The organism is Rhizobium sp. WCS2018Hpa-16, from assembly GCF_031843705.1.
Classification (GTDB): Bacteria; Pseudomonadota; Alphaproteobacteria; order Rhizobiales; family Rhizobiaceae; genus Agrobacterium; species Agrobacterium tumefaciens_C.
Genome location: NZ_JAVTIX010000001.1, coordinates 572,778 through 596,628, shown reverse-complemented (window position 1 = coordinate 596,628; position 23,851 = coordinate 572,778). Strand labels below are relative to the sequence as shown.

The window sequence follows — 23,851 nt, the reverse complement described above, 5'->3', positions numbered from 1 at the left end:
AGATCCACATGAGTTTTAAAAAGCACGTTCTTGCTGGTTTGCTTGTTATCGCGTCCTATTCTCACGGTTCGCCAGTTGGCGCTGCCAGCTTCGATTGTACGAAGACAGACCTGAAACCGGACGAGAAGACCATTTGCGAAAACCGCGCCTTGAACGATCAGGACGTGCGCATGGCAACTACATTCGACATTCTCACGCAACTCATGGCAATGGGCGCGCGCGACACGCTGAAGACAGAACAAAGCGAGTGGCTGAAAACCCGTGAAACCTGTGCTGCCGACACGGAATGCCTGACCAAATCCTACGATGACCGCATGAAGAAACTCGGCGAAGCCTTCCAGAATATCAATCGTCCGCTTTAAGCTGCAGAAATGATACTCGCCATCAGCCCGTGCAACTGGTCCCTATAGCCGGTGCGGGCGGATGGCGCGTCTTCGCGTGAGGTCATCACCACGGAGAGCTTTCTGGACGGCACGATATACAGCATCTGCCCGCCATAGCCCCAGGCATAATAGACCGTCTCCCCTGCCATTTCCTTGATGAACCAGCAGTAGCCGTAGCCATCGCCATTGAACACGGAATTGGTGCGCTGAACCCATGACTGATCCACCCAAGCCTGCGAAACGAGACGCTCACCATCCGGTGTCACGCCTCCGCGTCGGTACAGCTCACCAAACGCCAACAGAGATCGCGCTGTCATCGCCATCTGGTTTCCACCCAGATAGATGCCTTGCGGGTCGCGCTCCCATGATCCGATGGAAAAATCATCAAGTGGCGAAAACCAGTCACGGGCCAGCGCCAGCGTGGACTTGCCGGAAGCCTTGGTCAGAATGGCAGAGAGAAGATGCGTTGACCCGGTGGAATAGAGCATCCCGCCACCCGGCTTGCCCGCAAATCCAGAGCCCAGCGCCGTGCGCACCCAGTTCCGGCTGGAAACCCAGCGTCCGTAATTAGGGCCAGACATCCGCTCCAGACCCGATTGCATGGAAAGCAGATTACCAATGGTCACGCGCTCAATACGCGGATCGGGCCTGGCCGGAAAATCGGGCCGAAGAACAGACGAGATCGGTTGATCGGCACCCTCAAGAATTTTGCGATCTATCGCCATGCCGACCAGTGCGGACACGATAGATTTGGAGGCCGACTTTATGTTGGTGGAACCGTTCAACGACGCACCGTGATAGGCCCGGCTTGCGACCTCCTTGCCGTCAAGACTGACGATGACGGCTTTTAGGCTCGGCAGCGCATCTGCATCTTCCAGAAGCTTCGGTAAGCCGGCACTCGGCGTCTGGGCACGAACGACCGAGGCCAAGGGGAGCGAAGCGATGAAGGCAAGTGCTGTGCGTCTTTTCATAGAGATTATTTAGTGAACATTAAAACAAGCAGAAGGCCTGTCACCGCTTTGTGAATAGCCCTCACCCCGAGCTCACCCAGCGGTGACAAAGCCAAAACAAACAATGACTTCCGCAGCTTTGGAGACTCAAATTGCCAACGCCTTGAATCATCGCATGAAGAGATCATTCCTCGTAAATCATCTTCTTCGTCATGCCGCCATCCAGTACCATAACCTGTCCGGTCATGAAACCAGCACCGGCCAGATAGACGACCGCATCCGCAATGTCTTTCGGCCTGCCCACCTGCCCAACCGGATGCTGAGAAAGGTCTTGCTCTCGCAGATCCGTATCATTGGTGATCCAGCCCGGCGAAATTGCATTCACCCGGATTTTCGGCCCAAGACTCAACGCAAGCGCATGGGTCAACGCCACCAGTCCACCCTTGGATGCGGCATAGGCTTCCGTTTCCGGCTCGGACATGAAGGCACGCGTGGAAACCATATTGATGATGCTGGCACCCTCCCTCATCAGCGGCACCGCAGACCGCGTCATCAGAAACGCCCCGGTCAGATGACTGTCCGTAACCTTGCGCCAATCGGCCAGCGATAACTCATGGATAGGCCCGGTGTTCGGTGACGCGATGCCTGCATTGTTGACGAGAAGCTCAAGGCCATCCCAGCAGAGCTTCTCAAATGCGGCGGCGACGGAGGCTTCATCTCCCACATCGCAATGGCAATGCTGTGCCGTCGTCTCGCCGCTCCTGATATCGAAGGACGCAACGGTCCAGCCGTCCTGCAGCAGAGTCTCGATAATCCCGGTCCCGATGACACCGGCACCGCCGGTTACGATTGCGCGTTTCATAAATTCAGGTCCTCATTTTTCACCTTCGGCCAACGTGCTGAAGCAAAACCAGTTCCGATTCAAAATCACGGTTGGCAGCCACGCCCAAATTGCGCATGTTGAATGCCATGCGATCTGCCGACAAAACAATGCCGAGATTGGTTTCGAACCGCCTGACCCTTCGGCGCTTCAAGATTACGGATGCACCAGCGCTGGCACGCATCACCAATGATCAGCTGGTGTTGCGCAACCTCTTACGAACATCATGTCCCTACACAGTCGACGATGCCCGAACAAAGATACGGCGCTTTCAAGGGAAAAATCTGCCCGTGTGGGCAATCGATAACGGCCAACTCATCGGCCTCATCGGTCTTGCAGGTGAGTTTGGGCTGTGGCTAGGGCGAAGCGCATGGGCGAGAGGCTACGGAGAAGAAGCAGCCCGGCTCGTCATCGATCATGCCTTTACGCACATGAACATGCCAGTTCTTCACGCTAACCCAATCAGCGACAATAAATCATCTCACCGTCTCATGCAGAAGCTTGGGTTCAGGAAAATTGGTAGAGCGCAATCCCTCTGCGCACAGCGAAACAGAATGGTTTCGCTTGTCAGGTACGAGTTGAGAAACCCATTTCACTTGGAAACGGGCTAGTCCCACTCACCCCGTTATTCTCGGACGTGGTCAGATCCTCGGGACAAGCCCGAGGATGACGCAGAATGTGTCTCATTTCCGAACGATGGCTTACTCCGGCAGTATCCGCACAGCACCCTTGTCCGCGCTGGATGCAAATGCCGCATAGGCCTTCAATGCCGTGGTGACATTGCGCTTGCGGTGCTCCGCTGGCTTCCAGCCAAGCTGGTCCTGCTCGGCCCGGCGTGATGCGAGTTCGGCATCAGAGACCTTGAGGTTGATGGTGCGGTTGGGGATGTCGATCTCAATCGGATCGCCCTGGCGCACGAGGCCGATGGCGCCGCCCTGGGCTGCTTCCGGCGAAGCGTGGCCGATGGAGAGGCCAGACGTGCCACCGGAGAAGCGGCCATCGGTGATGAGCGCGCAGGCCTTACCGAGACCCTTGGATTTCAGATAGCTGGTTGGATACAGCATTTCCTGCATGCCAGGGCCGCCCTTCGGGCCTTCGTAACGGATGACAACAACGTCGCCAGCCTTGACTTCGTTGGACAGGATGCCCTTCACGGCAGCGTCCTGGCTTTCGTAAACCACGGCGACACCGTTGAATTTCAGGATCGATTCGTCCACGCCAGCGGTCTTTACGATGCAACCATCCTGCGCGATGTTGCCGTAGAGAACAGCCAGACCACCATCCTTGGAGAACGGCTTTTCGACAGAGCGGATGACACCATTTTCGCTATCGGTGTCTAGCTCATCCCAGCGCGAGGACTGGCTGAAAGCAACCTGCGTCGGCACGCCACCGGGCGCGGCCTTGAAGAAATCCCGCACGCTTTCGCTGTTGGTGCGTGTGATATCCCAACGGTTGATGGCATCACCCAGCGTTTTCTCATGGACGGTGTAGCAATCCGTATTGAGAAGACCGCCGCGTTCCAGTTCACCCAGAATACGCATGATGCCGCCGGCACGGTGCACGTCTTCCATGTGCACGTCCTGCTTGGCAGGCGCGACCTTGGACAGGCATGGCACCCGGCGCGACATGCGGTCGATGTCTTCCATGGTAAAGTCAACGCCGCCCTCATGGGCTGCGGCCAGAATGTGCAGCACGGTATTGGTGGAGCCGCCCATGGCGATATCCAGCGCAATCGCATTTTCGAATGCAGCCTTGGTCGCAATCGAACGCGGCAGAACCGTATAATCATCCTGCTCATAATGGCGGCGCGCCAGATCAACGATCAGGTGGCCCGCCTCAACGAACAGGCGCTTGCGATCCGAATGCGTGGCCAGCGTGGAGCCATTGCCGGGCAAGGCAAGGCCCAGCGCTTCGGTCAAACAGTTCATGGAATTGGCCGTGAACATGCCAGAGCATGAGCCACAGGTTGGACATGCAGCACGCTCGATGGTGTCGACTTCCTCATCGGTCATCTTGTCATCGGCAGCAGCAACCATCGCATCAACGAGGTCGAGCGCAACTGTCTTGCCATGCAGAACGGCCTTGCCCGCTTCCATCGGCCCGCCAGACACGAAAACGACGGGAATGTTGAGACGCATGGCGGCATTCAGCATGCCGGGCGTGATCTTGTCGCAGTTGGAAATGCAGACCATGGCATCGGCACAGTGGGCGTTGACCATGTACTCAACGGAATCGGCGATGATCTCACGCGAAGGCAGCGAATACAGCATGCCATCGTGACCCATCGCGATGCCGTCATCCACGGCAATCGTGTTGAATTCCTTGGCAACGCCACCGGCTGCTTCGATTTCCCGCGCAACCAGCTGGCCAAGGTCTTTCAAGTGGACGTGGCCCGGCACGAACTGCGTGAACGAGTTGACGACAGCGATAATCGGCTTGCCGAAATCGCCATCCTTCATGCCGGTGGCGCGCCAAAGGCCACGCGCACCGGCCATGTTGCGGCCGTGGGTTGTCGTTCTGGAGCGATAAACTGGCATGTGCTTATTCCTCGATTTTCCTCACGCAAGGGCCGATTTGCACAGCACCGCTGCACCCTGCCCCTGCTTTTGAGTGGGTTTTACTCGAAAGCCGCCCGCCTGTCACTGCCACCTTCAAGCAAAACAGTACGGTTCGGTACGGTACGGTTTATTCCGCTGCATCCTTCAGGCTATTCTCGCGGGCCAGCGTCATTCTGCGGAGAAAGCCGTCGTGGTTGGGGCACTGCGACAGACGTTCCTGAAATGCCTCGATTAGCCATGTCGCTGCGGGTCCGCAGGGCGAGTCCGCCTTGTGCAGGGCATAAAGCGGGTATTCGCCACCCTCATAGGAATCAAGCTCAAGAGCTTTGAGACTGCCGTTGATGATATCGTTGCGCACCACAGATACGGGAAGGCCACCCCAGCCGAGACCGCCTTTGATAAGTTGATACTTGGTGGCGATGTCGCTGACGCGCCATTTTTTATAGGACAGCACGTTGAAATCCTTGCCCTTTGTCAGGCCGGACGCATCGGTGACCACAAGCTGCACCTCTTCGCGCACATCTGCCAGCGTCAGCGGGCGGTTCAGCAGCACCAGAGGATGGTCGGCGGCCGCCACCGGCACCATGAAAGAGTGGCCGACCTTGTCAATAACAAGCCCATCATCCTGATGGAACATGGCGCCGCCAATGCCGATATTGGCCTTCCGGTTCAACACCATATCCATGACCATGCCAAGCTCGCCAACGCTGAGGTTCAGCGTGACGGTGGGGAACTGAACGCGAAAGTCCCTCAGCGCATCGACCACCGCTTCGGCGGGCACCATGGTGCTGATGGCAAGCGAAACTTCGGCCTCAAGGCCTTGCTTCAAGCCTTTGGCGCGGGCGCGCAAATCCTGAAGGCCGGAAACGATACGGCGCGCATGCTCCAGCATCGCCGCACCTTCATCCGTCAATTTGGGCTGGCGAACGCCATTGCGCTCAAACAGCGTGACTTCCAGCTGGGCTTCAAGATTGGCAATCGTATAGCTGACAACGGATTGCGCCCGGTTCAGCGCGCGTGAGGCTGCGGAAAAGCTGCCGGTCTCTGCCACGGAGAGAAAGACCTGCAATTGGTCCAGTGTCGGATTCGCTTCCATGGTCCATCCAGTTTCTCGATAGGTGACTTCCAGATTATCACAGTTTTCTAGATGACAACATTGAACGATACAAGCACCAACGATTGGGCTGCTGTGCCCCGTCCAACCTCTATATTGACCCAAGGATATTGCACATGTCGAAAATTCTTCTCGTAACGTCCAGCCCACGCGGCGACCAGTCCATGTCCAACAAGTTTGCTGGCGAACTCGCTGCCAAAATTCAGGCACAGACAAACGGCTCGATCACGCATCTCGACGTCGGCCAGAACCCGATCAACCACCTCGACACAACAACGATTTCCGCCATTCGCTCGGCACCTGCTGATCGCAACGGCGAAGAAGCAGAGGCCATCAAGTATTCTGACGAACGCGTTGCAGAACTGCTTGCAGCCGACACGGTCATCATCGGCACCGGCCTTATCAACTTCAGCATCTATTCCGGCCTGAAGGCTTGGATCGACCTGATCGCCCGCGCTGGCCAGACGTTCCGTTACACAGAAACAGGTCCTGTAGGCCTCGCAACCGGCAAGAAGGTTTACATTGTATTGGCTTCTTCCGGCATCTACTCGGAAGGCCCAGCAGCACCTCTGGAGCTTGCTGTTCCTTACCTCAAGACCGTTCTCGGCTTCATGGGCATGACCAACGTTGAAGTCATTCGCGTTGAAGGCCTGGCCTTCGGTCCAGAAGCTGCTGAAAAGGCAATCGCCGCAGCAACTGCCAAGATTGAAGATCTGGCCAAGGCTGCCTGATATGAAAAAAGCGGCGCTATAAACGCCGCTTTACATAGACTACCCAACGGCTGCGAGCCTCTCGCGGCCGTTTTTTATTTGAACAGCGACGCGCCGCTCTGGTCGATAATCAGCTGACCCTTGCGCACGGTGAATTCGACGGCATCTTCTAGGCTGGAGAACATATCCGCCCGCACGAATTCATGCACAAGCGTCTCTTCCCCCACGATCTTCTCGATGCGTCCAGCCAGACGGTACTGGCCGCCCTCTTTCATTGGCGTCGCGATGATCACACAATCCTTGTAAGGATGCGGCTCTGCCGATTCGGCCTTCTTCGGTGCAGCATCTGATGAGGATGAACCGAAAGCGGAAAAGAGTTTGGAAAAGAACGAGGCCATGATCTACCTTCCTTTGTAGAGTTGGCAGGGCGTTGCATCACCCTGCCCGTTTTGTGACCGCATCAAATGATGAGGTTGGCAAGGATTTCGTTTTCGGTGATGTCCTCATAGCCGAGGCCCGCATCTTCGAAACGCTGGAACAGACCGCTGAAATTCTCCCGGTCGGTCGTCTCGATGCCAATCAGGATCGAGCCGAAATTGCGGGCGGATTTCTTCAGATATTCGAAGCGCGCAACGTCATCATCAGGGCCAAGAAGATTGAGGAAATCACGCAGCGCGCCCGGGCGCTGCGGCAGGCGCAGAATGAAGTATTTCTTCACACCGGTGTAGCGCATGGCGCGCTCTTTTACGTCAGGCAGGCGGTCGAAATCGAAGTTACCGCCGGAAACGACGCAAACGACGCGCTTGCCCTCGAGCTTTTCTCGGCCAAGCTGCTCCAGCGCAGCAATGGCCAAAGCACCGGCAGGCTCCAGCACAACGCCTTCCAGATTGAGCATATCGATGATCGTCACGCAGATGGCGTTTTCGGGGACGAGCTCAACCTGCTCCGGCGAAAAGTGCTGCAAAGCCTCGAAGTTGAGTTCGCCAATGCGCGCAACCGCCGCACCATCAACGAAATTGTCGACCTTGTTCAGCGTCACCCCTTCGCCCGCCGTAAGGCTGGTCTTTAGGCTCGGCGCACCAACAGGTTCGCAGAAAACGAAACTGCCTTTGGCGAGATCCTCTGAAAAATAGCCAGTCAATCCGGCTGAGAGACCGCCGCCGCCAACGGGCATCACCAACAGATCGGGCAGTTGGCCTTCCGGCAACTGATCAGCAATCTCGGCGGCAACAGTCGCCTGCCCTTCGATGATGTCCTTATGATCGAAGGGGGGCACCATATAGCCTGACGTTTCTTCGACGAACGTGCGGGCAGCGGCATAGCACTGATCAAAAATATCGCCTACGAGCCGGATTTTGATGAATTCACCACCAAAGATGCGGGTCTTGTCGATCTTCTGCTGCGGCGTCGTCACCGGCATGAAAACAACGCCATGAACGCCGAAATGACGGCAAGCAAAGGCAAATCCCTGCGCGTGGTTTCCGGCAGATGCGCAAACGAAAATCTTGTCCTTGCCCGTCGTAGCAACGGCTTTACGCAGAAAATTGAAGGCGCCTCTAATCTTGTAGGAACGAACGGGCGTCAGGTCTTCACGCTTCAGCCAGATCTCCGCGCCATAGCGGCGGCTGAGATGTTCATTCAACTGCAAAGGCGTTTCAGGAAACAATTCCCGAACTTCTCGCCGTGCGGCTTCTACAAGCAATTTATCCACGATTTTCAATCCATTGAATTTCAGGTTGGCTCCCGCTATGCCATAGGAAAACGCTTGAGACAAAGACTCTTTGCGCAACTTCGGTACGCCTCACTCAATCAAGGTTTCATTTCTTGAATAGCAACCTTCTGCGCGCGGTCCTCTATATCGCTTCCATCTTCGGGCTTTACATGGCGACGGCAATGTTTATCCCGGCCATGGCCGACCTTTATTATGGAAACAGTGATTGGGCAGTGTTTGCCACATCCGGCTTCATGTGTGGAGGGCTTGCACTTGCCGGTGCGCTCGCCACCCGCGCGCCCATGCCCACCTTCAACAAAAGGTTCGGCTTTCTGCTGGTCAATGTCCTCTGGCTGGTGTTCTCGCTCGTCGGCGCTGTGCCGCTGTATCTGTCTGAACTCAATCTCAGCTTTGGCCAGGCTCTGTTTGAATCCATTTCGGCAATCACCACCACGGGCTCGACCGTTATTGCCGGGCTGGACAACACTCCACAGGGCATCCTGCTCTGGCGCTCATTGCTGTGCTGGCTGGGCGGCATCGGTATTGTTGCGCTCGGCCTGTTCATCCTGCCGCTGCTGCGCGTTGGCGGCATGACCTTTTTCCGTATGGAATCGTCAGACACCTCAAGCGACCGCCCATTCGCGCGCCTTGCAAGCTTCACCAAAGCCTTTGTTGCAATCTACATAGTCATGACGCTGGCCTGCACCATCGCCTTCGATTTCGCAGGCATGACCCATTTCGATGCGCTGAACCACGCCATGTCCACAATCGCGACAGGCGGTTTTTCCACGCATGATGCGTCTTTTGCGTTTTTCGGAAACAATATCGCACTTTTGTGGATCGCCACATTCTTCCTGATCCTGGGAAGCCTGCCCTTCTCCGTCATGATCCTGCTTGCCGTGCGCGGACGCCTGGATATTCTGCACGACCCGCAGATACGCGTCTTCATCGGCTATCTCTGCGCCATATCGCTAGCGGTCGCCATCTACCACCACGTCACGAATGGCGTGCGGCTTGATCATGCGCTCAGCCATTCCTTCTTCAACATGGCGTCGATTCTGTCGACAGGCGGCTTCGCCAGCGATGACTACACCCTCTGGGGACCCTTCGTGGTGGTCGTTGCCTTCCTCGCCACCTTCATGGGCGGCTGTTCTGGTTCGACAGCGGGCGGCATCAAGGCATACCGCTTCATCATCGTCTTCAGCGTCGTGAAAACCGGCCTGAAGAAACTGCTCTATCCGGATGCCGTCTATTCTGTGCGCTATGGCAAGCAAGTCGTGGACGCAGAAACGATCCGCAACGTCTTTCTCTTCATCAGCTGCTATATTGCCCTGTGGATCGGCGGCAGCCTTGTCATGAGCGCCATGAACTATGACTTCCTGACCGCAACGTCAGCAGTCGCCACCGCACTCGCCAATGTCGGCCCCGGCGTCGGCCCCATCATCGGCCCCGCAGGTAATTTCTCAACCATCAAGGACCCGGCACTCTATCTTCTATCGCTGATGATGCTGCTGGGCCGCCTCGAAATACTGACCGTACTCGTGCTGCTGATGCCGCTGTTCTGGAAGGCTTGAGAGCAATTTGAGGGCATTGGTGCGGACGGCGGGACTTGAACCCGCAAGACCGTGGGTCGGCAGATTTTAAGTCTGCTGCGTATACCGATTCCGCCACGTCCGCTTGCGATTTTTATCTACACAGTGCAACCGGCTGTGGTCAACCGGGCGTCGTGGTTGCGGTGTGATTTAACCGCACCAGGATTGGGCTGGTGATCCGGTCCGACGGGCGAGGCCTTCGCGGACGAGCTGATCGGCGAAGGAGACGCCTCCCCGCGACAGGGTGGAGGAGCTGCCGGTGGATGCGACCTGAAAACCGCCCGCGTTCAACATGTCGCGCAGGCGAACCTTGGCAGTGAAGCCCTTCTGGCGCTCCTCCAGGCAGCGAGCCTGCTCGGTATTTGGCACCTCGATACCGGAGAGATGCATTTTCACGCCCTTCATCCAGAACGTATTGCCATCGGCCACGCAATTGTTGAGGCCCGAACGGCCGCAAAAGGCGAAGGCCGCCGGCTTTTCGCCAAGCGATACATTTTGCACAGCTGGGCGCGGCGCAGGCAGGGTGGCGGATGTCGTTTGCATCGCAGCCGCTCCTGCTGGCATGGCGATGGAGCGCGGCGGCACTGGAGCACCGCTGGAAGGCAGGCCGGCAGTCTGTGTGGGCGCAGACTTTGGCCGCTCGCTCGAAACGTCACGTGTGGCCGTTTTTTGGGGCGATGAGGCTGGTTTCGAAACAGAGGCGACCGTGCTTTTCAGCTGGGGCAGTAGACTATCGCGATGCTCGTAAACCTGAATGCCACCAACCGCCACCCCCAGCAGCAGCAACCATGACCACAGCCCGGAGCCACCTGATTTGGCGGATGAACGGCGGCGGGCGGCGGGCTTTTTCTTGCTCACGGCGAAACTCCTTGTCTACGGCGCGTTGCTATAGGAACTGGCAACGGCAGCAAATTCGCTTTTCGAGGCGCTGGCAGAGGCAAGCAGAGATTATGCTCGTTCTACCGGCACGCAGGCGCATTATCTGCGCAAGGAGTTTCCGAAAGGTTGGCATTTGAAATAAATGCCCATCAAAAAATCGAGTTATCCCAAGCTTTTCTTGAGATCAGCGGACCTGATCCAGCAGGCGCTTGCATTCAAGAAGATCGAAAAGGGCTTCCTGCAACAGCGCGCGGTCGTCCTTGTTGATACTGGATTTTCCGAGAGAGATTTCCGGCGTGTCGTCTGCAGCACCGCCGAAGCCGAAAAAGCGGCCACTCGGCTTTGCCTTGGGCCGACCGACGACTTCGTCCTCTTCCGCACTGGCAACGCGTGGCTCAGCGGTTTCGCCGCTCGCCGCCATGATGGCTTCCATCGTTGCCATATCGCCTGAGGCGATAGCGGAAACGAAGCGGTTGCCATTGGTCTTGAGCAGCTTCTGCACGCCCTTGATCGTATAGCCGTGATCATAAAGCAGGTGCCGGATGCCTTTTAGCAGATCGACATCATCGGGACGATAATAGCGGCGGCCACCGCCACGCTTCATGGGCTTGATTTGCGGAAAGCGGGTTTCCCAAAAGCGCAGCACGTGCTGCGGCAGATCTAGATCCTCAGCCACTTCACTGATGGTTCGAAAGGCGTCGGGGCTCTTATCCAAGTTCAACTCCCATCCACACCATAGGCAGGATTCCAAAACAAGGCTCAAGGTACGATGCGAATCGTATAGATATCAACGGCTAGGCGGTTGAAATTCAATCATGTTCACAGGAAGAAACAGCACCCTGAGTGCAGAAACATATGAACCGGAGATGTCACGCCAGATTCAGGCGCTGGTCTTCTGGGTTTTCTGCTTGGCTTTCCGGGCGGAGTGAGCCTTGAGAATACGCTGCTTGAGAACGTTCGATGCCTTGAAGGTCATCACACGCCGCGGCGAAATCGGCACTTCCTCACCGGTCTTTGGGTTGCGACCGATGCGCTCGTTCTTCTCGCGGATTTGAAATGTTGCGAATGAGGAAAGTTTGACAACTTCCCCGCGCGTGATCGCATTGCAAATCTCGTCAATCACGGTTTCGACCAGTTCGGCGGATTCGGTTCGGGACAACCCCACTTTACGAAACACAGACTCGGCTAGATCCGCACGTGTCACTGTTTTCCCGGCCATATTTCCCCGCACCGCTCTCTTTTTATCTTGCTGAACAGCGCGGAGATTATTGCCCTTGTTGCAACCGGTCAAGCAGAGTTTCCGGATTAGTTAAGTCATTTCCATTAATAGTGGCAATGGCTTACAAGGTATTATCCATAAAACTTTACCAGCGCAGTAGAACGGCACCCCATGTGAAGCCCCCGCCCATGGCTTCCAGCATGACCAGATCGCCCTCTTTGATGCGACCATCGGCAGCAGCAGCAGCCAGCGCGAGCGGAATGGAGGCAGCCGATGTGTTGCCGTGCTGATCAACGGTGATCACGACCTTCTCAGTCGGGATACCAAGCTTTTTCGCAGAACCATCGATGATGCGGCGGTTTGCCTGGTGTGGCACGAGCCAGTCCAGATCATCCGCCGTTGTGCCGGTGGCCTCGAACGCTGCCTCGATAACATCGGTGATCATGCCAACTGCGTGTTTGAAAACCTCACGGCCTTCCATGCGCAGATGCCCCACTGTACCGGTCGTAGACGGCCCACCATCCACATACAGCTTATCCTTGTGGGAACCGTCGGAGCGGAGGTTAGATGTCAGAATACCGCGATCGGAGGTCTTGCCCTCACCCTCGCCCGCCTCAAGCACCACTGCGCCCGCACCATCGCCAAACAGCACGCAGGTCGTGCGGTCGGTCCAGTCGAGAATACGAGAGAAGGTCTCGGCACCGATGACCAGAACCCGCTTGGCCATGCCGCCACGGATATAGAGGTCAGCCGTGGCCATGGCATAGACGAAGCCCGAACACACAGCCTGAACATCAAACGCGAAGCCGCTCGTAATGCCAAGGCGGCTCTGAATGTTGACCGCCGTTGCCGGAAACGTGTTGTCAGGCGTGGAGGTCGCTACAATAATGAGATCGATTTCTTCCGGCTTGATACCGGCATTCTCCAGCGCAGCACGTGCAGCCAGCTCACCGAGTGAAGAGGTCGTTTCACCCTCACCGGCAATATAACGCTGCTTGATGCCCGTGCGCTGGACGATCCATTCATCCGTGGTATCGACGATCGCCTCAATGTCCTGGTTCGTCATGACGCGCTTTGGCAAAGCGGCACCGTAACCTCTTACGATTGAGCGTATCATCTATTCTTCCTCATCAACCACGAGCGCTTCAGGGCCCGGAGGCGGAAGGCGTCTTGCGTGGTATGCTTTCAAATCGTTTTCTATTTTCGCGGTCAAACCGTTATGCGCCATGTCGTAACCAACATCGACCGCCGATGCGAAACCAAGCGCATCCGTGCTGCCGTGGCTCTTGATGACAATGCCGTTCAGGCCGAGAAACACACCGCCATTGACCTTGCGGGGGTCCATTTTCTCGCGCAGCACATCAAAGGCGCTTTTCGCCAGGATATAACCGATCTTGGCAATGAAGCTGCGGGAAATCGCGTCGCGTAACAGGGTATTGATCTGTCGTGCCGTGCCCTCGGCCGTTTTCAGGGCGATATTGCCGGTAAAACCTTCGGTCACGACCACATCGACCGTTCCCTTGCCAATATCATTGCCTTCAACGAAGCCGCGATAATCGATGGTGCCGAGATCGGCCTCGCGGATGAGGCGACCGGCTTCACGAACTTCATCCTGACCTTTGACCTCTTCGACGCCAACATTCAGCAGGCCGACCGTGGGGCGATCAATGTCGAACAGCGCGCGCGCCATGGCGCCGCCCATGATGGCAAAATCGAGGAGCTGTTGGGAATCGGCGCCGATGGTTGCCCCGACGTCCAGAACGATGCTCTCGCCCTTCAGCGTGGGCCAGATACCGGCAATGGCAGGACGCTCGATGCGCGCCATGGTGCGCAGGCAGAACTTTGCCATGGCCATCAGCGCACCGGTGTTGCCAGCGGACACGATGACGTCAGCCTCACCAACCTTTACGGCTTCTATGGCGCGCCACATGCTGGAAACGTAGCGGCCACGGCGCAAGGCCTGGCTCGGCTTTTCGTCCATGGTGACAGACACTTCACAATCGAAAAACTCCGATCTGTTCCGAAGTGTTGGATACTGCGCCAGAATAGGTTCACATATGGCCTTCTGCCCGTAGAGCAGAAAGGTTACATCGGTATGCCGCTCGAGTGCCTTGGCAGCACCTGCGATGGCAACATCAGGGCCAAAGTCTCCGCCCATGACGTCAATTGCTATTCTGATCACTCGTCCCTGATCCTTCTTACCGCCGTGCGGTTGGAATTTTGCGCGAAAATAACGTTTCCGCGCTCTCTTACAACTGAATTATTGGCAATGACCAACGGGATTCAGTCTTTTTTCCAGTCCTTCAACGCCGCAAAAGGCGATGGCTTCTTCTCTACCTCGGCGTTTCCATCACCAAAGCCGGTGAAGTCGACATCCGGCTTGCGTGGATAGGGATCGATTGCAAGTGCTGCAAATTCCGCAACGACCACACCAACATCAATCGTGTCACCGCTGAATTGATCGGGACTATCAGGACCATCAGGATCGAGCACGATCTCGCCCTGCTCGTTGGTCATCAAGCGTGCAAGTTTGGAGCCTTCCGGCACAAAAATCTGCTCGATCTTTTCATCAATCACGCTTGAGACCGGCTCTAAAGACACAACGCAAGCCTGAGTCAGTGCGGCCCGCACATCGCCGGTAATCTTCAGCCCATCTTTTTTCCAGCGTGTGACCTGCAATTCGCTTTTCAGATACTCCACAGACAAGACGTCCCACAACTTTGCCAGCCCTGCGAGTTCTTCCGGGCTTGCGGTGAGACCAATCCTGACGGGATTGGCAGAAATGTGACCTACCTTCACGAGATAGGAAAAAGGAACGTCATCATTGGCCGCGTGCTGCGAATTCATTAAAACCTCTTCAAATCCGGGATGGGCATGCTAACGCGCCCCGTCGCGATCAATTCTTCCGACTGCGCAGCCAGGGCATCGGCAGCCCCCATCATCCAATCGGCAAGGCCGCGCATATCGGGCGCGGTCGTGTCTGGCTCTGGGTATATATTGCGGGCAAGGGCTGCCGCAAGGGCCTCGCCATCCTGAGTATCGAGTGCTGAAGCGTAAGCCTCAAGCCGCCCGTAAAACATTCCGGCGAATTTTTTCATACGCTTGGGCACGCCCTGGTCGCCAATACCAAGCTCACGCATGGAGTGGTCGAGGTCCTGAAAAAAAGCGTCGATAATCTCTTGTGCAATTTCCTGACCGCTGGTCGCGGCGAACTTCATGCGGCGAAAATACAGAATCATCACAATGGACAGCAGCTCGAAACGCCCCATCACGGTATCGGGCACACCGAGGTGCAGATAGAAATCCGGGTGGCGCGCAACAGTCGTCAGCGCTGTATATTGCCTGTCAACGATGGCGCGATTGTTGTTTTTCTTCTTGAAAAGGCCAAACACCATCGAAATTTCCGAATATTGATCGGCGAAATCGCGTCTCGCCCCTAGCACTTGTTGCATGATTGCCAAAGCTGGTTTACCGAAGCATCCGAGAATTGCAATGCCGTTGAGGTCACGTTGATGATCGGACAGCCATTGCTTTCCTTTGTGAAACGGGGAACTCCTGTCCCCGGATTGACATAATCGTGTGTACAGAAGCGGTACAACACGCAATGCCGAAAGGTGCCATTCATGATCGCAGTCGGGGAAACGCAGGTGAGCAAGCAGAAATCCGCAACGCAGACCAAATTTCTCAGCAAGACCGCCCTTGCGATCGTCGTCGCATCCAGCCTGCTGACGGCCTGCTCCAGCACCACCGACGTTTTCCACAACGGTTACGTGGCAGACGAGCAGTCCCTGCAGCTCATCCCTGTCGGCTCCAGCCGTGAACAGGTCCTGCTGACCATGGGCACCCCCTCCACCACCGCGACCTTTGGTAACGAGGTGTTCTATTACATCTCCCAGAAACGCGTTCGCAAAGCGGCCTTCATGAAGCCGACGCTGGTCGAGCAAAATATTCTCGCGATCTATTTCGACAAGAACGGCGTTGTCTCCCAGAAGGCCAACTACACGCTTCAGGACGGCAAAGTCTTCGATACGATTTCTCGCACCACACCAACGGGCGGCAAGGATCTTACCTTCCTGCAGCAGCTTCTGTCAGGCGGAACCGCCGGTGCCGGCATCGCGAAAAGCATTCTGGGCCAGAGCGCCGGCGGCGGCAGCGGCTTCTGATCCAACATCCGTCCATGCAAAAGGCCCGCGACATGTGTCGCGGGCCTTTCTGTTTGTAGCGAAGGTTCAGTGGGCCAGAACGGCCAGCAGAAGAAGCGCCACGATATTGGTGATCTTGATGGCCGGGTTGACCGCAGGACCAGCCGTATCCTTGTAGGGATCGCCCACCGTATCACCTGTGACGGACGCCTTGTGTGCGTCAGAGCCCTTCAGATGCGTCACGCCATCCTTGTCGATAAAGCCGTCTTCAAAGCTCTTCTTCGCATTATCCCAGGCACCACCGCCTGATGTCATGGAGATGGCGACGAACAGGCCGTTGATGATGACGCCCAGCAGGGAAGCGCCCAGCGCCGCAAAAGCCGATGCCTTGGAGCCCGAAATCAGCAGCACGCCGAAATAGACGACGAGCGGTGCCAGAACTGGCAACAGCGATGGAATGACCATTTCGCGGATTGCCGCCTTGGTCAGAATATCGACCGCCCTGCCATAGTCAGGCTTCTCCGTGCCCTGCATGATACCAGGCTTTTCGCGGAACTGACGGCGCACCTCTTCCACGATGGAGCCTGCGGCCTTGCCCACAGCCGTCATGGCGATACCGCCGAAGAGATAGGGGATCATGCCACCAAAGATCAGACCGGCTACCACGTAAGGGTTGGAGAGGCTGAAGGAGATGTCGCCAATATCCTTGAAGTAGGGATAGAGATCGCCATTCGCCGCAAAGTACGACAGATCGTTGGAATAGGCCGCAAACAGCACCAGCGCGCCAAGGCCAGCCGAGCCGATGGCATAGCCTTTGGTCACAGCCTTGGTGGTGTTGCCAACCGCGTCAAGCGCATCGGTCGCCTTGCGCACATCAGGATCAAGCCCCGCCATTTCCGCGATACCGCCCGCATTATCGGTCACGGGACCGAACGCATCGAGCGCGACGATCATGCCAGCGATACCGATCATGGCCGTCACCGCAATGCCGGTGCCAAACAGGCCTGCAAGCTGATAGGTGGAAAGAATGCCGCCGACGATAACGATGGCTGGCAGTGCTGTCGATTCCAGCGAGACCGCCAGGCCTTGAATGACGTTGGTGCCGTGGCCGGTGACCGATGCCTGCGCGATCGAATTCACCGGCCGCTTGTTGGTGCCGGTATAGTATTCGGTGATGACGACGATGAGGGCCGTCACCAGAAGGCCAACGATGCCGCACAGAAACAGGTTGGTGCCGGTAATATCCATGCCGGCCACGGTACCAATGGAGCCCCAGCCGATGGTGAGCGACGTTGCGACAGCCAGTCCCGCGACAGAAAAGACACCGGTTGCGATAAGCCCCTTATAGAGCGCGCCCATGATCGAATTGTTGGTGCCGAGCTTGACGAAAAACGTTCCGGCAATCGATGTCAGAACGCAGACGCCGCAAATCGCCAGCGGGTAGAGCATGGCGCTTTCCAGCACCGGCGCACCGGCAAAGAAGATTGCAGCCAGAACCATGGTTGCCACGACAGAGACGGCATAGGTCTCAAACAGGTCAGCCGCCATACCGGCGCAATCGCCAACATTATCGCCGACATTATCGGCAATCGTAGCAGGGTTACGCGGATCATCCTCGGGAATGCCAGCCTCGACCTTGCCCACCAGATCGCCACCGACATCAGCGCCCTTGGTGAAAATGCCGCCGCCCAGACGGGCGAAGATGGAGATGAGCGATGCGCCAAAGCCCAGCGAAACCAGCGCGTCGATCACCTCGCGCGATCCGGTTGCATGGCCCATGCCTGCCGTCAGCACGAGGTAATAGATGGAAACACCCAAAAGCGCGAGGCCAGCCACCAGCATGCCGGTGATGGCACCGGACTTGAAGGCGATATCGAGACCGGCGGCCAGACTGTGGGATGCGGCTTGCGCAGTGCGCAGATTGGCCCGAACCGAAACATGCATGCCGATAAAGCCTGCGGCACCGGACAGAACGGCACCAATGATGAACCCAATGGAGGCTTCCGGCGACAGGAAGTACCAGACGGCGGCTGCGACGATGATACCGACAATTGCGATGGTGAAGTACTGACGGCTGAGATAGGCCTGCGCGCCCTCACGAATATAGCCTGCGATCTCCTGCATGCGTTCGCTGCCCTGATCGGCATCCAGAACGCTTTTCGTTGCCCAGACCGCGTACACCACGGACAGGACACCGCATAAAATTACCAATGCAATGACAGTCATTCGCACTTACCTCCAATGTGCCGGGCTCACTCCCTGCCCGGTGGGCGAAACCATGCGGGGCGTGAGGGTGCAACGACCCTTACGCCGAGGTAAGCTGCCTTTCCCCTCCCGGGAGCAACGGCTTGCGCGCGGAGGATGCGTTGCCGAAACCCGCTGCGTCAAGCCCGAAACATGTCAGCTGGAAATCTTAAGCCTCTGATACAGAGTGGTTCTGCTTTTGTTTTAGCAAAAGAAAAAGAACCAGGAGAAAACAGGTGCCTGCTACGGGCCAGATGATGAGATTCATGAACGACCAGCCCAAGGCGGAAAACACCTGACCCGACGCAAATGACGAGATGGCCACGGTTCCAAACAGCACGATATCGTGGAAGCCCTGCACCTTGTCGGCCTCATGCGGGCGGTAGCTGGACGAAACGATTGAGGTTGCGCCGATGAATCCGAAGTTCCAGCCCACACCGAGAAGGATGAGTGCCGCCCAGAAATTCCAGAGTTCGATTCCCATATGCGCAACAACCGCACAAGCCATCAGAATAACCAGCCCGGCAGCCACGACCTTTTCTGCGCCAAAGCGTGCAATCAGCATGCCCGTGAAAAAGCTGGGCGCGAACATGGCCAGCACGTGCCACTGGATGCCAAGCGTCGCCAGTTCAGTTGGGAAGCCACAGCCGATGACCATGGCAAGCGGCGCGCCCACCATCATGAACGTCATCAGCGCATAGGAACCGATGCCACAGATCATGCCGGTAACGAAGCGATGGGTGCTGACGATGGCCATGAGAGGCCGTGCCGGTTCATCCGTCGCAGATGCACTGTGCAGTTCAGGCAATTTCAGAAAAGAGAATATGGCGGCGGCAACGAGGCCGAGCGGGATGAGCGCTATAAAAGCACCGGCAAAGGTAACCGGTGCCAGCAGATCCTTACCAAAAATGGCCAGCTGCGGGCCGATGATGGCGGATCCGATGCCACCCGCCAGAATCCAGGAGATAGCTTTCGGCTTGTAGAAGGAGGGTGAAGCGTCAGCAGCAGCAAAACGAATTTTCTGCGTGAAGCCACTCGAAATGCCGATCAGCATCAAGCCGGCGGCAAACAGCCAGAATTCGGAGCGCAAAAGTGCGACAGCCGCGATGCCACCACCCGTGGCGCACAAAAGTGCACCGAAGATGAAACCCGCTTTGCGTCCCATATAGCGTGACGCGATGGCAACGGCGATGGCGCCAAGCGCCACGCCGATGTTGAAGCCGGTCAGCGGTGCAGTGGCCAAAGCCTTGTCGGTATCCAGAAGCTGATAGCCCGCAAGCGCGCCAACGGAAAAGCTGAGCGGCCCGGCAGAGCCCATGATGGCTTGCGCCGCCATGAGGAGGAAGACATTGCGCTTGGCCTGCGCCAGTTGATATTCAAGACCGACAACAGAAACAGCGCTCATATCTTCCTCAATATCCTAGATCAGCGTTTTGCCTCGCCGCGCACCTGCTTGGCGATCCGGTCCAGAACCGCGTTCACCAGCTTTGGCTCTTCATGTTCGAAGAACGCACGGGCGATTTCGACATATTCGGTGACGATGACCGCAACCGGAACGTCCTTGCGCTCGAGAATTTCGAAAGTACCGGCGCGGAGAATTGCGCGAACAGTGGTGTCCAGGCGCGACAAAGGCCAGTCTTCCTGCAGCGCAGAGCGCACCAGCGGATCGATCTTTGTCTGATCCCGGACAACGCCCGCAACGATGGAGCGGAACCAGGATGGATCCGCCTTCAGATAGGTTTCGCCATCCACTTCCTGGCCAAGCCGATGCGCCTCGTATTCGGCAACGACTTCCATCACACCGGTGCCGCCTACATCCATCTGGTAAAGGGCCTGCACGGCAGCAAGCCGCGCCGCACCGCGTTGGTTGACGGGCTTTGTGGATGGCTGGCGGGGCTCGGAACCGTTTTCAGTGTTGTTCATGGTCTCAGCCACCCAGTTTTTTCTTCAATTCAATCATGGTCAGTGCTGCACGGGCCGCGAAGCCACCCTTGTCCTTGTCGGACCGGCGAACGCGCGCCCAGGCCTGCTCTTCATTTTCAACGGTCATGATGCCGTTGCCGATGGCCAGCGATTCACTGACAGCCAGATCCATCAGCGCACGCGAGGATTCATTGGAAACGATATCGAAATGGTATGTTTCACCGCGAATGACCATGCCGAGCGCAACGAAGCCATCATATTCCGCGCCGTCATTGTCTGCGCCGTCAAGCGCCATGGCGATAGCAGGAGGGATCTCCAGCGCGCCGGGTACGGTGATGATGTCATAGGTGGCGCCAGCTTCATCGAGCGCAAATTTCGCGCCATCGAGAAGTGCATCGGCCATATCGTCATAAAAACGTGCTTCCACGATGAGAAGATGGGGCTTGGACATAAGATTTTCCTGAAAGGCTGCGCCGGATCATCCCGGCTTTTGGCGCGGTCAAACCATGGCTAGCCCCGATTGGCAAGCATTTTTCGCGCATGGCAGGCGCGTCCAGTTGTTTGAGAGGCTTGGACGATCAGCTTTTCTGGAAAGCAAGATGGACACCCAACCCCATCAAAACAGCGCCCGCCCCGCGCCGGACCATGGTCTGGATGCCGCTGGAACGCTTCAATCTTCCGACCATCTCGCCCGCCAGAAGCGCACCGACCAGATCAGCCGACGAGAAAATGATGTTGACCACAATGCCAAGGATCAGAAACTGCAGCCAGATTGGAAATGACGCTGCCGGGTCAACGAACTGCGGCAGGAAGGCCAGAAAGAACAGTGCGGTTTTCGGGTTGAGCACATCAACAATGATGCTATCGATGAACGCTCGCCTTGCCGATTTCGGTTGAAACGTCAGGTCAACGTCCTTGCCCTCCATCTTGCTGCGCAGCATGGAAAAGCCAAGCCAGCTCAGGTAGAGCGCGCCGCAAAGCTTGACCGCAAAATAAAGCCACGGCACGGCCTGAAACAGCACGGATAAACCCGCTGCCGCTGCAATAATGTGAAAATAGCAGCCCACATGGATGCCAAGCACGGCCATCAGCCCCGCAAAACGCCCTCGTGCCATAGTCTGCGCCGCTGCATAAAGCATGGCCGGGCCGGGAATATAGGCAAACAGTGCCGTCGTTATAAAAAAGGCAGTCAGCAACTCATAAGACGGCATATCGATCCCCCAACTGCCCCACCGCATTTGCAGCACTATGACAGTTACATCAGGTCCGACATTTATGCAGCAGGAAACTCAGCAAGTCTGGCCGCATAGCGCGCCATCGTATCGACCTCGAAATTCACGAAATCTCCCGGCTGGCGGTCGCCCCATGTTGTGACTGAGAGCGTGTGGCGGATCAGGAGCACGTCGAAGTCCGTGCCATTGACGGCGTTGACGGTGAGAGACGTTCCATCAAGCGCGATGGAGCCTTTGGGCGCCACGAACTTTGCAAGGTGGGCAGGGGCACGCAGGCGGATGCGCACCGCTTCGCCTTCAGGCTCGATGGACAGGATTTCGGCCTTGTCATCCACATGGCCGGAGACGATGTGGCCACCGAGTTCGTCACCGATCTTTAGCGCTCGCTCGAGGTTGACGCGCGTGTCCTTTTTCCAGCCCGAGATGGTGGTGAGGCGCAAAGCTTCTTCCCAGGCTTCGACCTCGAACCAGCGCTCGTTGCTGCCAGCGTCTGGCAGCTTCGTTACCGTCAGGCACACGCCGCCATGGGAAATCGATGCGCCGATATCGATGGTTTTCGGGTCGTATGCCGTGGCAACACGCAGGCGCACACCTTCCGGCAGCGCTTCGACTTCAGCGACGGTTCCGACATCGGTGACAATTCCGGTAAACATCAAAGCGGCCTTTCAAATTCAAAACAGCGATCCGGCCCGTAAGCGGTCTCGCCGACAAAGGTATATTCCTGCGGGATATCGGCACGCTGGAGCGGGCTTTCAACCCCACCCTCACCAACTACCACAGGGCTTTCAAACAAAAGGATGCGATCCACTAGACCGGCCTCAAGGAAGGCTTTCGCAACGCGTGCGCCGCCCTCAACCAGAAGCTCCGACATTCCCCGCTCTGCGAGAACGGCAAGGAGGTCGGCGAGTGTGGAGGTTTCCAGAACGTCGACACCCGCAGCCATCAGCGCTTCGCGTCTCGACACGAGGTCTGTCTCAATCCCTGCCACCGCCACGACGGGCACATCGCGCGCCGTGCGCACAAGCTTTGAACTCAGCGGCAGTTCCAAACGTCGATCCATCACGATCCGCACAGGCGAGCGATGCTCAAGTCCTGAAATGCGCACGGTGAGTTCGGGGTCGTCAGCTGCGGCAGTCCCAAGACCGACAAGGATTGCATCACAACGCGCGCGCAAAAGATGTACAGCATGACGCGCCTCAGGACCGGTGATTGCCACCTGCCCTCCACCGAGCCTGCCGATCATGCCGTCAGCAGAAACCGCAATCTTTAATATGACACGCGGTCGTTTCTTCAGCTTTCGCGTGAGGTATCCTGCCAGTGCCCGCTTGCTTTCCTGGCGCAGCACTCCGGTCTCGACCTCTATCCCGGCGTCGCGCAGAATCTGATTACCGCGCCCGGAAACTCGATGATCCGGATCATCGACAGCGACCACAACCCTGGCAATGCCAAAGTCGACAAGGGCGTTTGCGCAGGGCGGGGTTCTGCCAAAATGGGCACAGGGCTCAAGCGTCACATAGGCCGTTGCGCCCCGCGCCGCTTCGCCCGCGATTTCCAGCGCCTGTCTTTCCGCATGGGGACGACCGCCAATGGCGGTCACGGCTTCGGCGATGATCTCACCATTCTTGACGATGATGCAGCCGACGGAGGGATTGGTATCGGTGAGGCCCGCATGGAGGCGCGAGACCTCGAGAGCACGCGCCATAAACTTCTCATCATCGGCGCGAGACGTCATAACTTACGCACCGGCGTCCGTGTCACGCGCAATCTTGGCGTTGATCTCCGAAATGACCTTTTCGAAATCTTCAGCGTGGCTGAAATCGCGATAGACAGAGGCGTAGCGGACGAACGCCACGTCATCGAGACCCTTCAGCGCCTCAAGCACCTGCAAGCCGATTTCTTCGGATGGAATTTCCGTCTCGCCGGAACTTTCCAGACGACGTGCAATGCCTGAAACGGCGCGCTCTATGCGGTCGCGGTCCACAGGACGTTTGCGCAGTGCGATCTCAAAAGACCGCACCAGCTTTTCACGATCAAACGGCAGCTTGCGGCCGCTTTTCTTGATGACCATCAGCTCGCGCAACTGCACGCGCTCATAAGTCGTGAAGCGACCGCCGCAATCCGGGCAAATGCGCCGCCGGCGGATGGAGGTATTATCCTCCGCCGGTCGTGAGTCCTTGACCTGCGTATCTTCCGAGCCGCAAAAAGGGCAGCGCATTACTTAATCCTCATCTCACTGTCTGTTCAAGAATTGCTGCTGGTGTGGCGAAAATGGTGATTTCGAGAACCGGAGCGCAGCGTACTTAAAGTACGTGAG

At 57.1% G+C, this 23,851-nt stretch carries 26 protein-coding genes and 1 tRNA gene; 5 read left to right on the top strand and 22 right to left on the bottom strand.

The window, feature by feature from the left end:
• Nucleotides 1-8: 8 nt before the first annotated feature.
• The gene (locus RQI55_RS02885; protein ID WP_311272241.1) at nt 9-362 is read left to right on the top strand and encodes a lysozyme inhibitor LprI family protein; all 354 of its coding nucleotides are present in this window, start codon (nt 9-11) and stop codon (nt 360-362) included.
• Here RQI55_RS02885 and RQI55_RS02880 read toward each other — a convergent pair.
• Together RQI55_RS02880 and RQI55_RS02875 are read right to left on the bottom strand one after the other, a co-directional pair.
• A complete protein-coding gene (locus tag RQI55_RS02880) occupies nt 359-1,354 on the bottom strand; it encodes a serine hydrolase (protein WP_311272242.1) in 996 nt (331 codons plus the stop codon). The genes RQI55_RS02885 and RQI55_RS02880 overlap by 4 nt on opposite strands.
• 163 nt (nt 1,355-1,517) lie before the next feature.
• Nucleotides 1,518-2,195 (bottom strand): SDR family oxidoreductase, encoded by a 678-nt coding sequence (locus tag RQI55_RS02875; protein WP_311272243.1) that lies wholly within the window; start codon nt 2,193-2,195, stop codon nt 1,518-1,520.
• 128 nt (nt 2,196-2,323) lie between these two features.
• Here RQI55_RS02875 and RQI55_RS02870 point away from each other — a divergent pair, with 128 nt between their 5' ends.
• Nucleotides 2,324-2,824 carry a GNAT family N-acetyltransferase gene (locus tag RQI55_RS02870; RefSeq protein WP_311276908.1) on the top strand — a complete coding sequence of 167 codons (501 nt, stop codon included), beginning with the start codon at nt 2,324-2,326 and terminating at the stop codon, nt 2,822-2,824.
• 90 nt (nt 2,825-2,914) lie between these two features.
• On the opposite strand, the gene ilvD is transcribed toward RQI55_RS02870, so the two are convergent.
• Together ilvD and RQI55_RS02860 are read right to left on the bottom strand one after the other, a co-directional pair.
• Nucleotides 2,915-4,750: a dihydroxy-acid dehydratase gene (ilvD, locus tag RQI55_RS02865; RefSeq protein WP_192064024.1), complete on the bottom strand. Its 1,836-nt coding sequence runs from the start codon at nt 4,748-4,750 to the stop codon at nt 2,915-2,917.
• A gap of 148 nt (nt 4,751-4,898) precedes the next feature.
• Nucleotides 4,899-5,867: a LysR family transcriptional regulator gene (locus RQI55_RS02860; protein WP_192064025.1), complete on the bottom strand. Its 969-nt coding sequence runs from the start codon at nt 5,865-5,867 to the stop codon at nt 4,899-4,901.
• 134 nt (nt 5,868-6,001) lie between these two features.
• Here RQI55_RS02860 and RQI55_RS02855 point away from each other — a divergent pair, with 134 nt between their 5' ends.
• Complete coding sequence (locus RQI55_RS02855; RefSeq protein ID WP_192064026.1) at nt 6,002-6,616, top strand: FMN-dependent NADH-azoreductase; 615 nt, start codon at nt 6,002-6,004, stop codon at nt 6,614-6,616.
• A 74-nt stretch (nt 6,617-6,690) separates the two neighbouring features.
• Here the strand turns inward: RQI55_RS02855 and RQI55_RS02850 are convergent, their stop codons facing one another.
• Both RQI55_RS02850 and ilvA read right to left on the bottom strand, forming a co-directional pair.
• Nucleotides 6,691-6,993, bottom strand: a complete 303-nt coding sequence (locus RQI55_RS02850; RefSeq protein WP_243255656.1) for an HlyU family transcriptional regulator — start codon at nt 6,991-6,993, stop codon at nt 6,691-6,693.
• 62 nt (nt 6,994-7,055) lie between these two features.
• Complete coding sequence (gene ilvA, locus RQI55_RS02845) at nt 7,056-8,330, bottom strand: threonine ammonia-lyase (protein WP_243256943.1); 1,275 nt, start codon at nt 8,328-8,330, stop codon at nt 7,056-7,058.
• A gap of 89 nt (nt 8,331-8,419) precedes the next feature.
• Here ilvA and RQI55_RS02840 point away from each other — a divergent pair, with 89 nt between their 5' ends.
• Nucleotides 8,420-9,880 (top strand): TrkH family potassium uptake protein, encoded by a 1,461-nt coding sequence (locus tag RQI55_RS02840; RefSeq protein WP_243255655.1) that lies wholly within the window; start codon nt 8,420-8,422, stop codon nt 9,878-9,880.
• Between the two features lie 17 nt (nt 9,881-9,897).
• Here the strand turns inward: RQI55_RS02840 and RQI55_RS02835 are convergent.
• The 8 genes from RQI55_RS02835 to RQI55_RS02800 form a co-directional block, all read right to left on the bottom strand.
• A tRNA-Leu gene (locus RQI55_RS02835) sits at nt 9,898-9,983 on the bottom strand.
• Nucleotides 9,984-10,048: 65 nt separating this feature from the next.
• Nucleotides 10,049-10,756 (bottom strand): nuclease, encoded by a 708-nt coding sequence (locus RQI55_RS02830; RefSeq protein WP_192064048.1) that lies wholly within the window; start codon nt 10,754-10,756, stop codon nt 10,049-10,051.
• A 205-nt stretch (nt 10,757-10,961) separates the two neighbouring features.
• Nucleotides 10,962-11,492: a MerR family transcriptional regulator gene (locus RQI55_RS02825; protein ID WP_042616013.1), complete on the bottom strand. Its 531-nt coding sequence runs from the start codon at nt 11,490-11,492 to the stop codon at nt 10,962-10,964.
• A 165-nt stretch (nt 11,493-11,657) separates the two neighbouring features.
• Nucleotides 11,658-11,996 (bottom strand): integration host factor subunit alpha, encoded by a 339-nt coding sequence (locus RQI55_RS02820; RefSeq protein ID WP_042616108.1) that lies wholly within the window; start codon nt 11,994-11,996, stop codon nt 11,658-11,660.
• Nucleotides 11,997-12,141: 145 nt separating this feature from the next.
• A complete protein-coding gene (locus tag RQI55_RS02815; RefSeq protein ID WP_243255653.1) occupies nt 12,142-13,113 on the bottom strand; it encodes a beta-ketoacyl-ACP synthase III in 972 nt (323 codons plus the stop codon).
• On the bottom strand, nt 13,114-14,178 hold the full coding sequence (gene plsX, locus RQI55_RS02810; protein WP_243255652.1) for a phosphate acyltransferase PlsX: 1,065 nt from the start codon (nt 14,176-14,178) through the stop codon (nt 13,114-13,116).
• A 101-nt stretch (nt 14,179-14,279) separates the two neighbouring features.
• Entirely contained in the window at nt 14,280-14,843 is a 564-nt protein-coding gene (locus RQI55_RS02805) for a DUF177 domain-containing protein (protein ID WP_311272244.1), read from the bottom strand.
• Nucleotides 14,843-15,391 (bottom strand): ubiquinol-cytochrome C chaperone family protein, encoded by a 549-nt coding sequence (locus RQI55_RS02800; RefSeq protein ID WP_243255651.1) that lies wholly within the window; start codon nt 15,389-15,391, stop codon nt 14,843-14,845. The genes RQI55_RS02805 and RQI55_RS02800 overlap by 1 nt, the downstream gene beginning before the upstream one ends.
• Nucleotides 15,392-15,619: 228 nt before the next feature.
• On the opposite strand from RQI55_RS02800, the gene RQI55_RS02795 reads away from it, so the two are divergent.
• Complete coding sequence (locus RQI55_RS02795) at nt 15,620-16,159, top strand: outer membrane protein assembly factor BamE (protein WP_042616018.1); 540 nt, start codon at nt 15,620-15,622, stop codon at nt 16,157-16,159.
• Between the two features lie 66 nt (nt 16,160-16,225).
• On the opposite strand, the gene RQI55_RS02790 is transcribed toward RQI55_RS02795, so the two are convergent.
• The 8 genes from RQI55_RS02790 to nrdR all read right to left on the bottom strand — a co-directional run bounded on the left by RQI55_RS02790 (nt 16,226) and on the right by nrdR (nt 23,752).
• A complete protein-coding gene (locus tag RQI55_RS02790; RefSeq protein WP_243255650.1) occupies nt 16,226-18,364 on the bottom strand; it encodes a sodium-translocating pyrophosphatase in 2,139 nt (712 codons plus the stop codon).
• Nucleotides 18,365-18,551: 187 nt separating this feature from the next.
• Complete coding sequence (locus RQI55_RS02785; RefSeq protein WP_243255649.1) at nt 18,552-19,787, bottom strand: MFS transporter; 1,236 nt, start codon at nt 19,785-19,787, stop codon at nt 18,552-18,554.
• Nucleotides 19,788-19,807: 20 nt separating this feature from the next.
• Nucleotides 19,808-20,305, bottom strand: a complete 498-nt coding sequence (nusB, locus tag RQI55_RS02780; RefSeq protein WP_243255648.1) for a transcription antitermination factor NusB — start codon at nt 20,303-20,305, stop codon at nt 19,808-19,810.
• A 4-nt stretch (nt 20,306-20,309) separates the two neighbouring features.
• Entirely contained in the window at nt 20,310-20,756 is a 447-nt protein-coding gene (gene ribH / locus RQI55_RS02775; RefSeq protein ID WP_042616021.1) for a 6,7-dimethyl-8-ribityllumazine synthase, read from the bottom strand.
• A 127-nt stretch (nt 20,757-20,883) separates the two neighbouring features.
• Nucleotides 20,884-21,516 carry a LysE family translocator gene (locus RQI55_RS02770; protein ID WP_243255647.1) on the bottom strand — a complete coding sequence of 211 codons (633 nt, stop codon included), beginning with the start codon at nt 21,514-21,516 and terminating at the stop codon, nt 20,884-20,886.
• A 62-nt stretch (nt 21,517-21,578) separates the two neighbouring features.
• Nucleotides 21,579-22,190: a riboflavin synthase gene (locus RQI55_RS02765; RefSeq protein ID WP_042616023.1), complete on the bottom strand. Its 612-nt coding sequence runs from the start codon at nt 22,188-22,190 to the stop codon at nt 21,579-21,581.
• On the bottom strand, nt 22,190-23,269 hold the full coding sequence (gene ribD / locus RQI55_RS02760) for a bifunctional diaminohydroxyphosphoribosylaminopyrimidine deaminase/5-amino-6-(5-phosphoribosylamino)uracil reductase RibD (protein ID WP_243255646.1): 1,080 nt from the start codon (nt 23,267-23,269) through the stop codon (nt 22,190-22,192). The genes RQI55_RS02765 and ribD overlap by 1 nt, the downstream gene beginning before the upstream one ends.
• A gap of 3 nt (nt 23,270-23,272) precedes the next feature.
• The gene (gene nrdR / locus RQI55_RS02755; RefSeq protein ID WP_042616025.1) at nt 23,273-23,752 is read right to left on the bottom strand and encodes a transcriptional regulator NrdR; all 480 of its coding nucleotides are present in this window, start codon (nt 23,750-23,752) and stop codon (nt 23,273-23,275) included.
• Nucleotides 23,753-23,851: the final 99 nt, after the last annotated feature.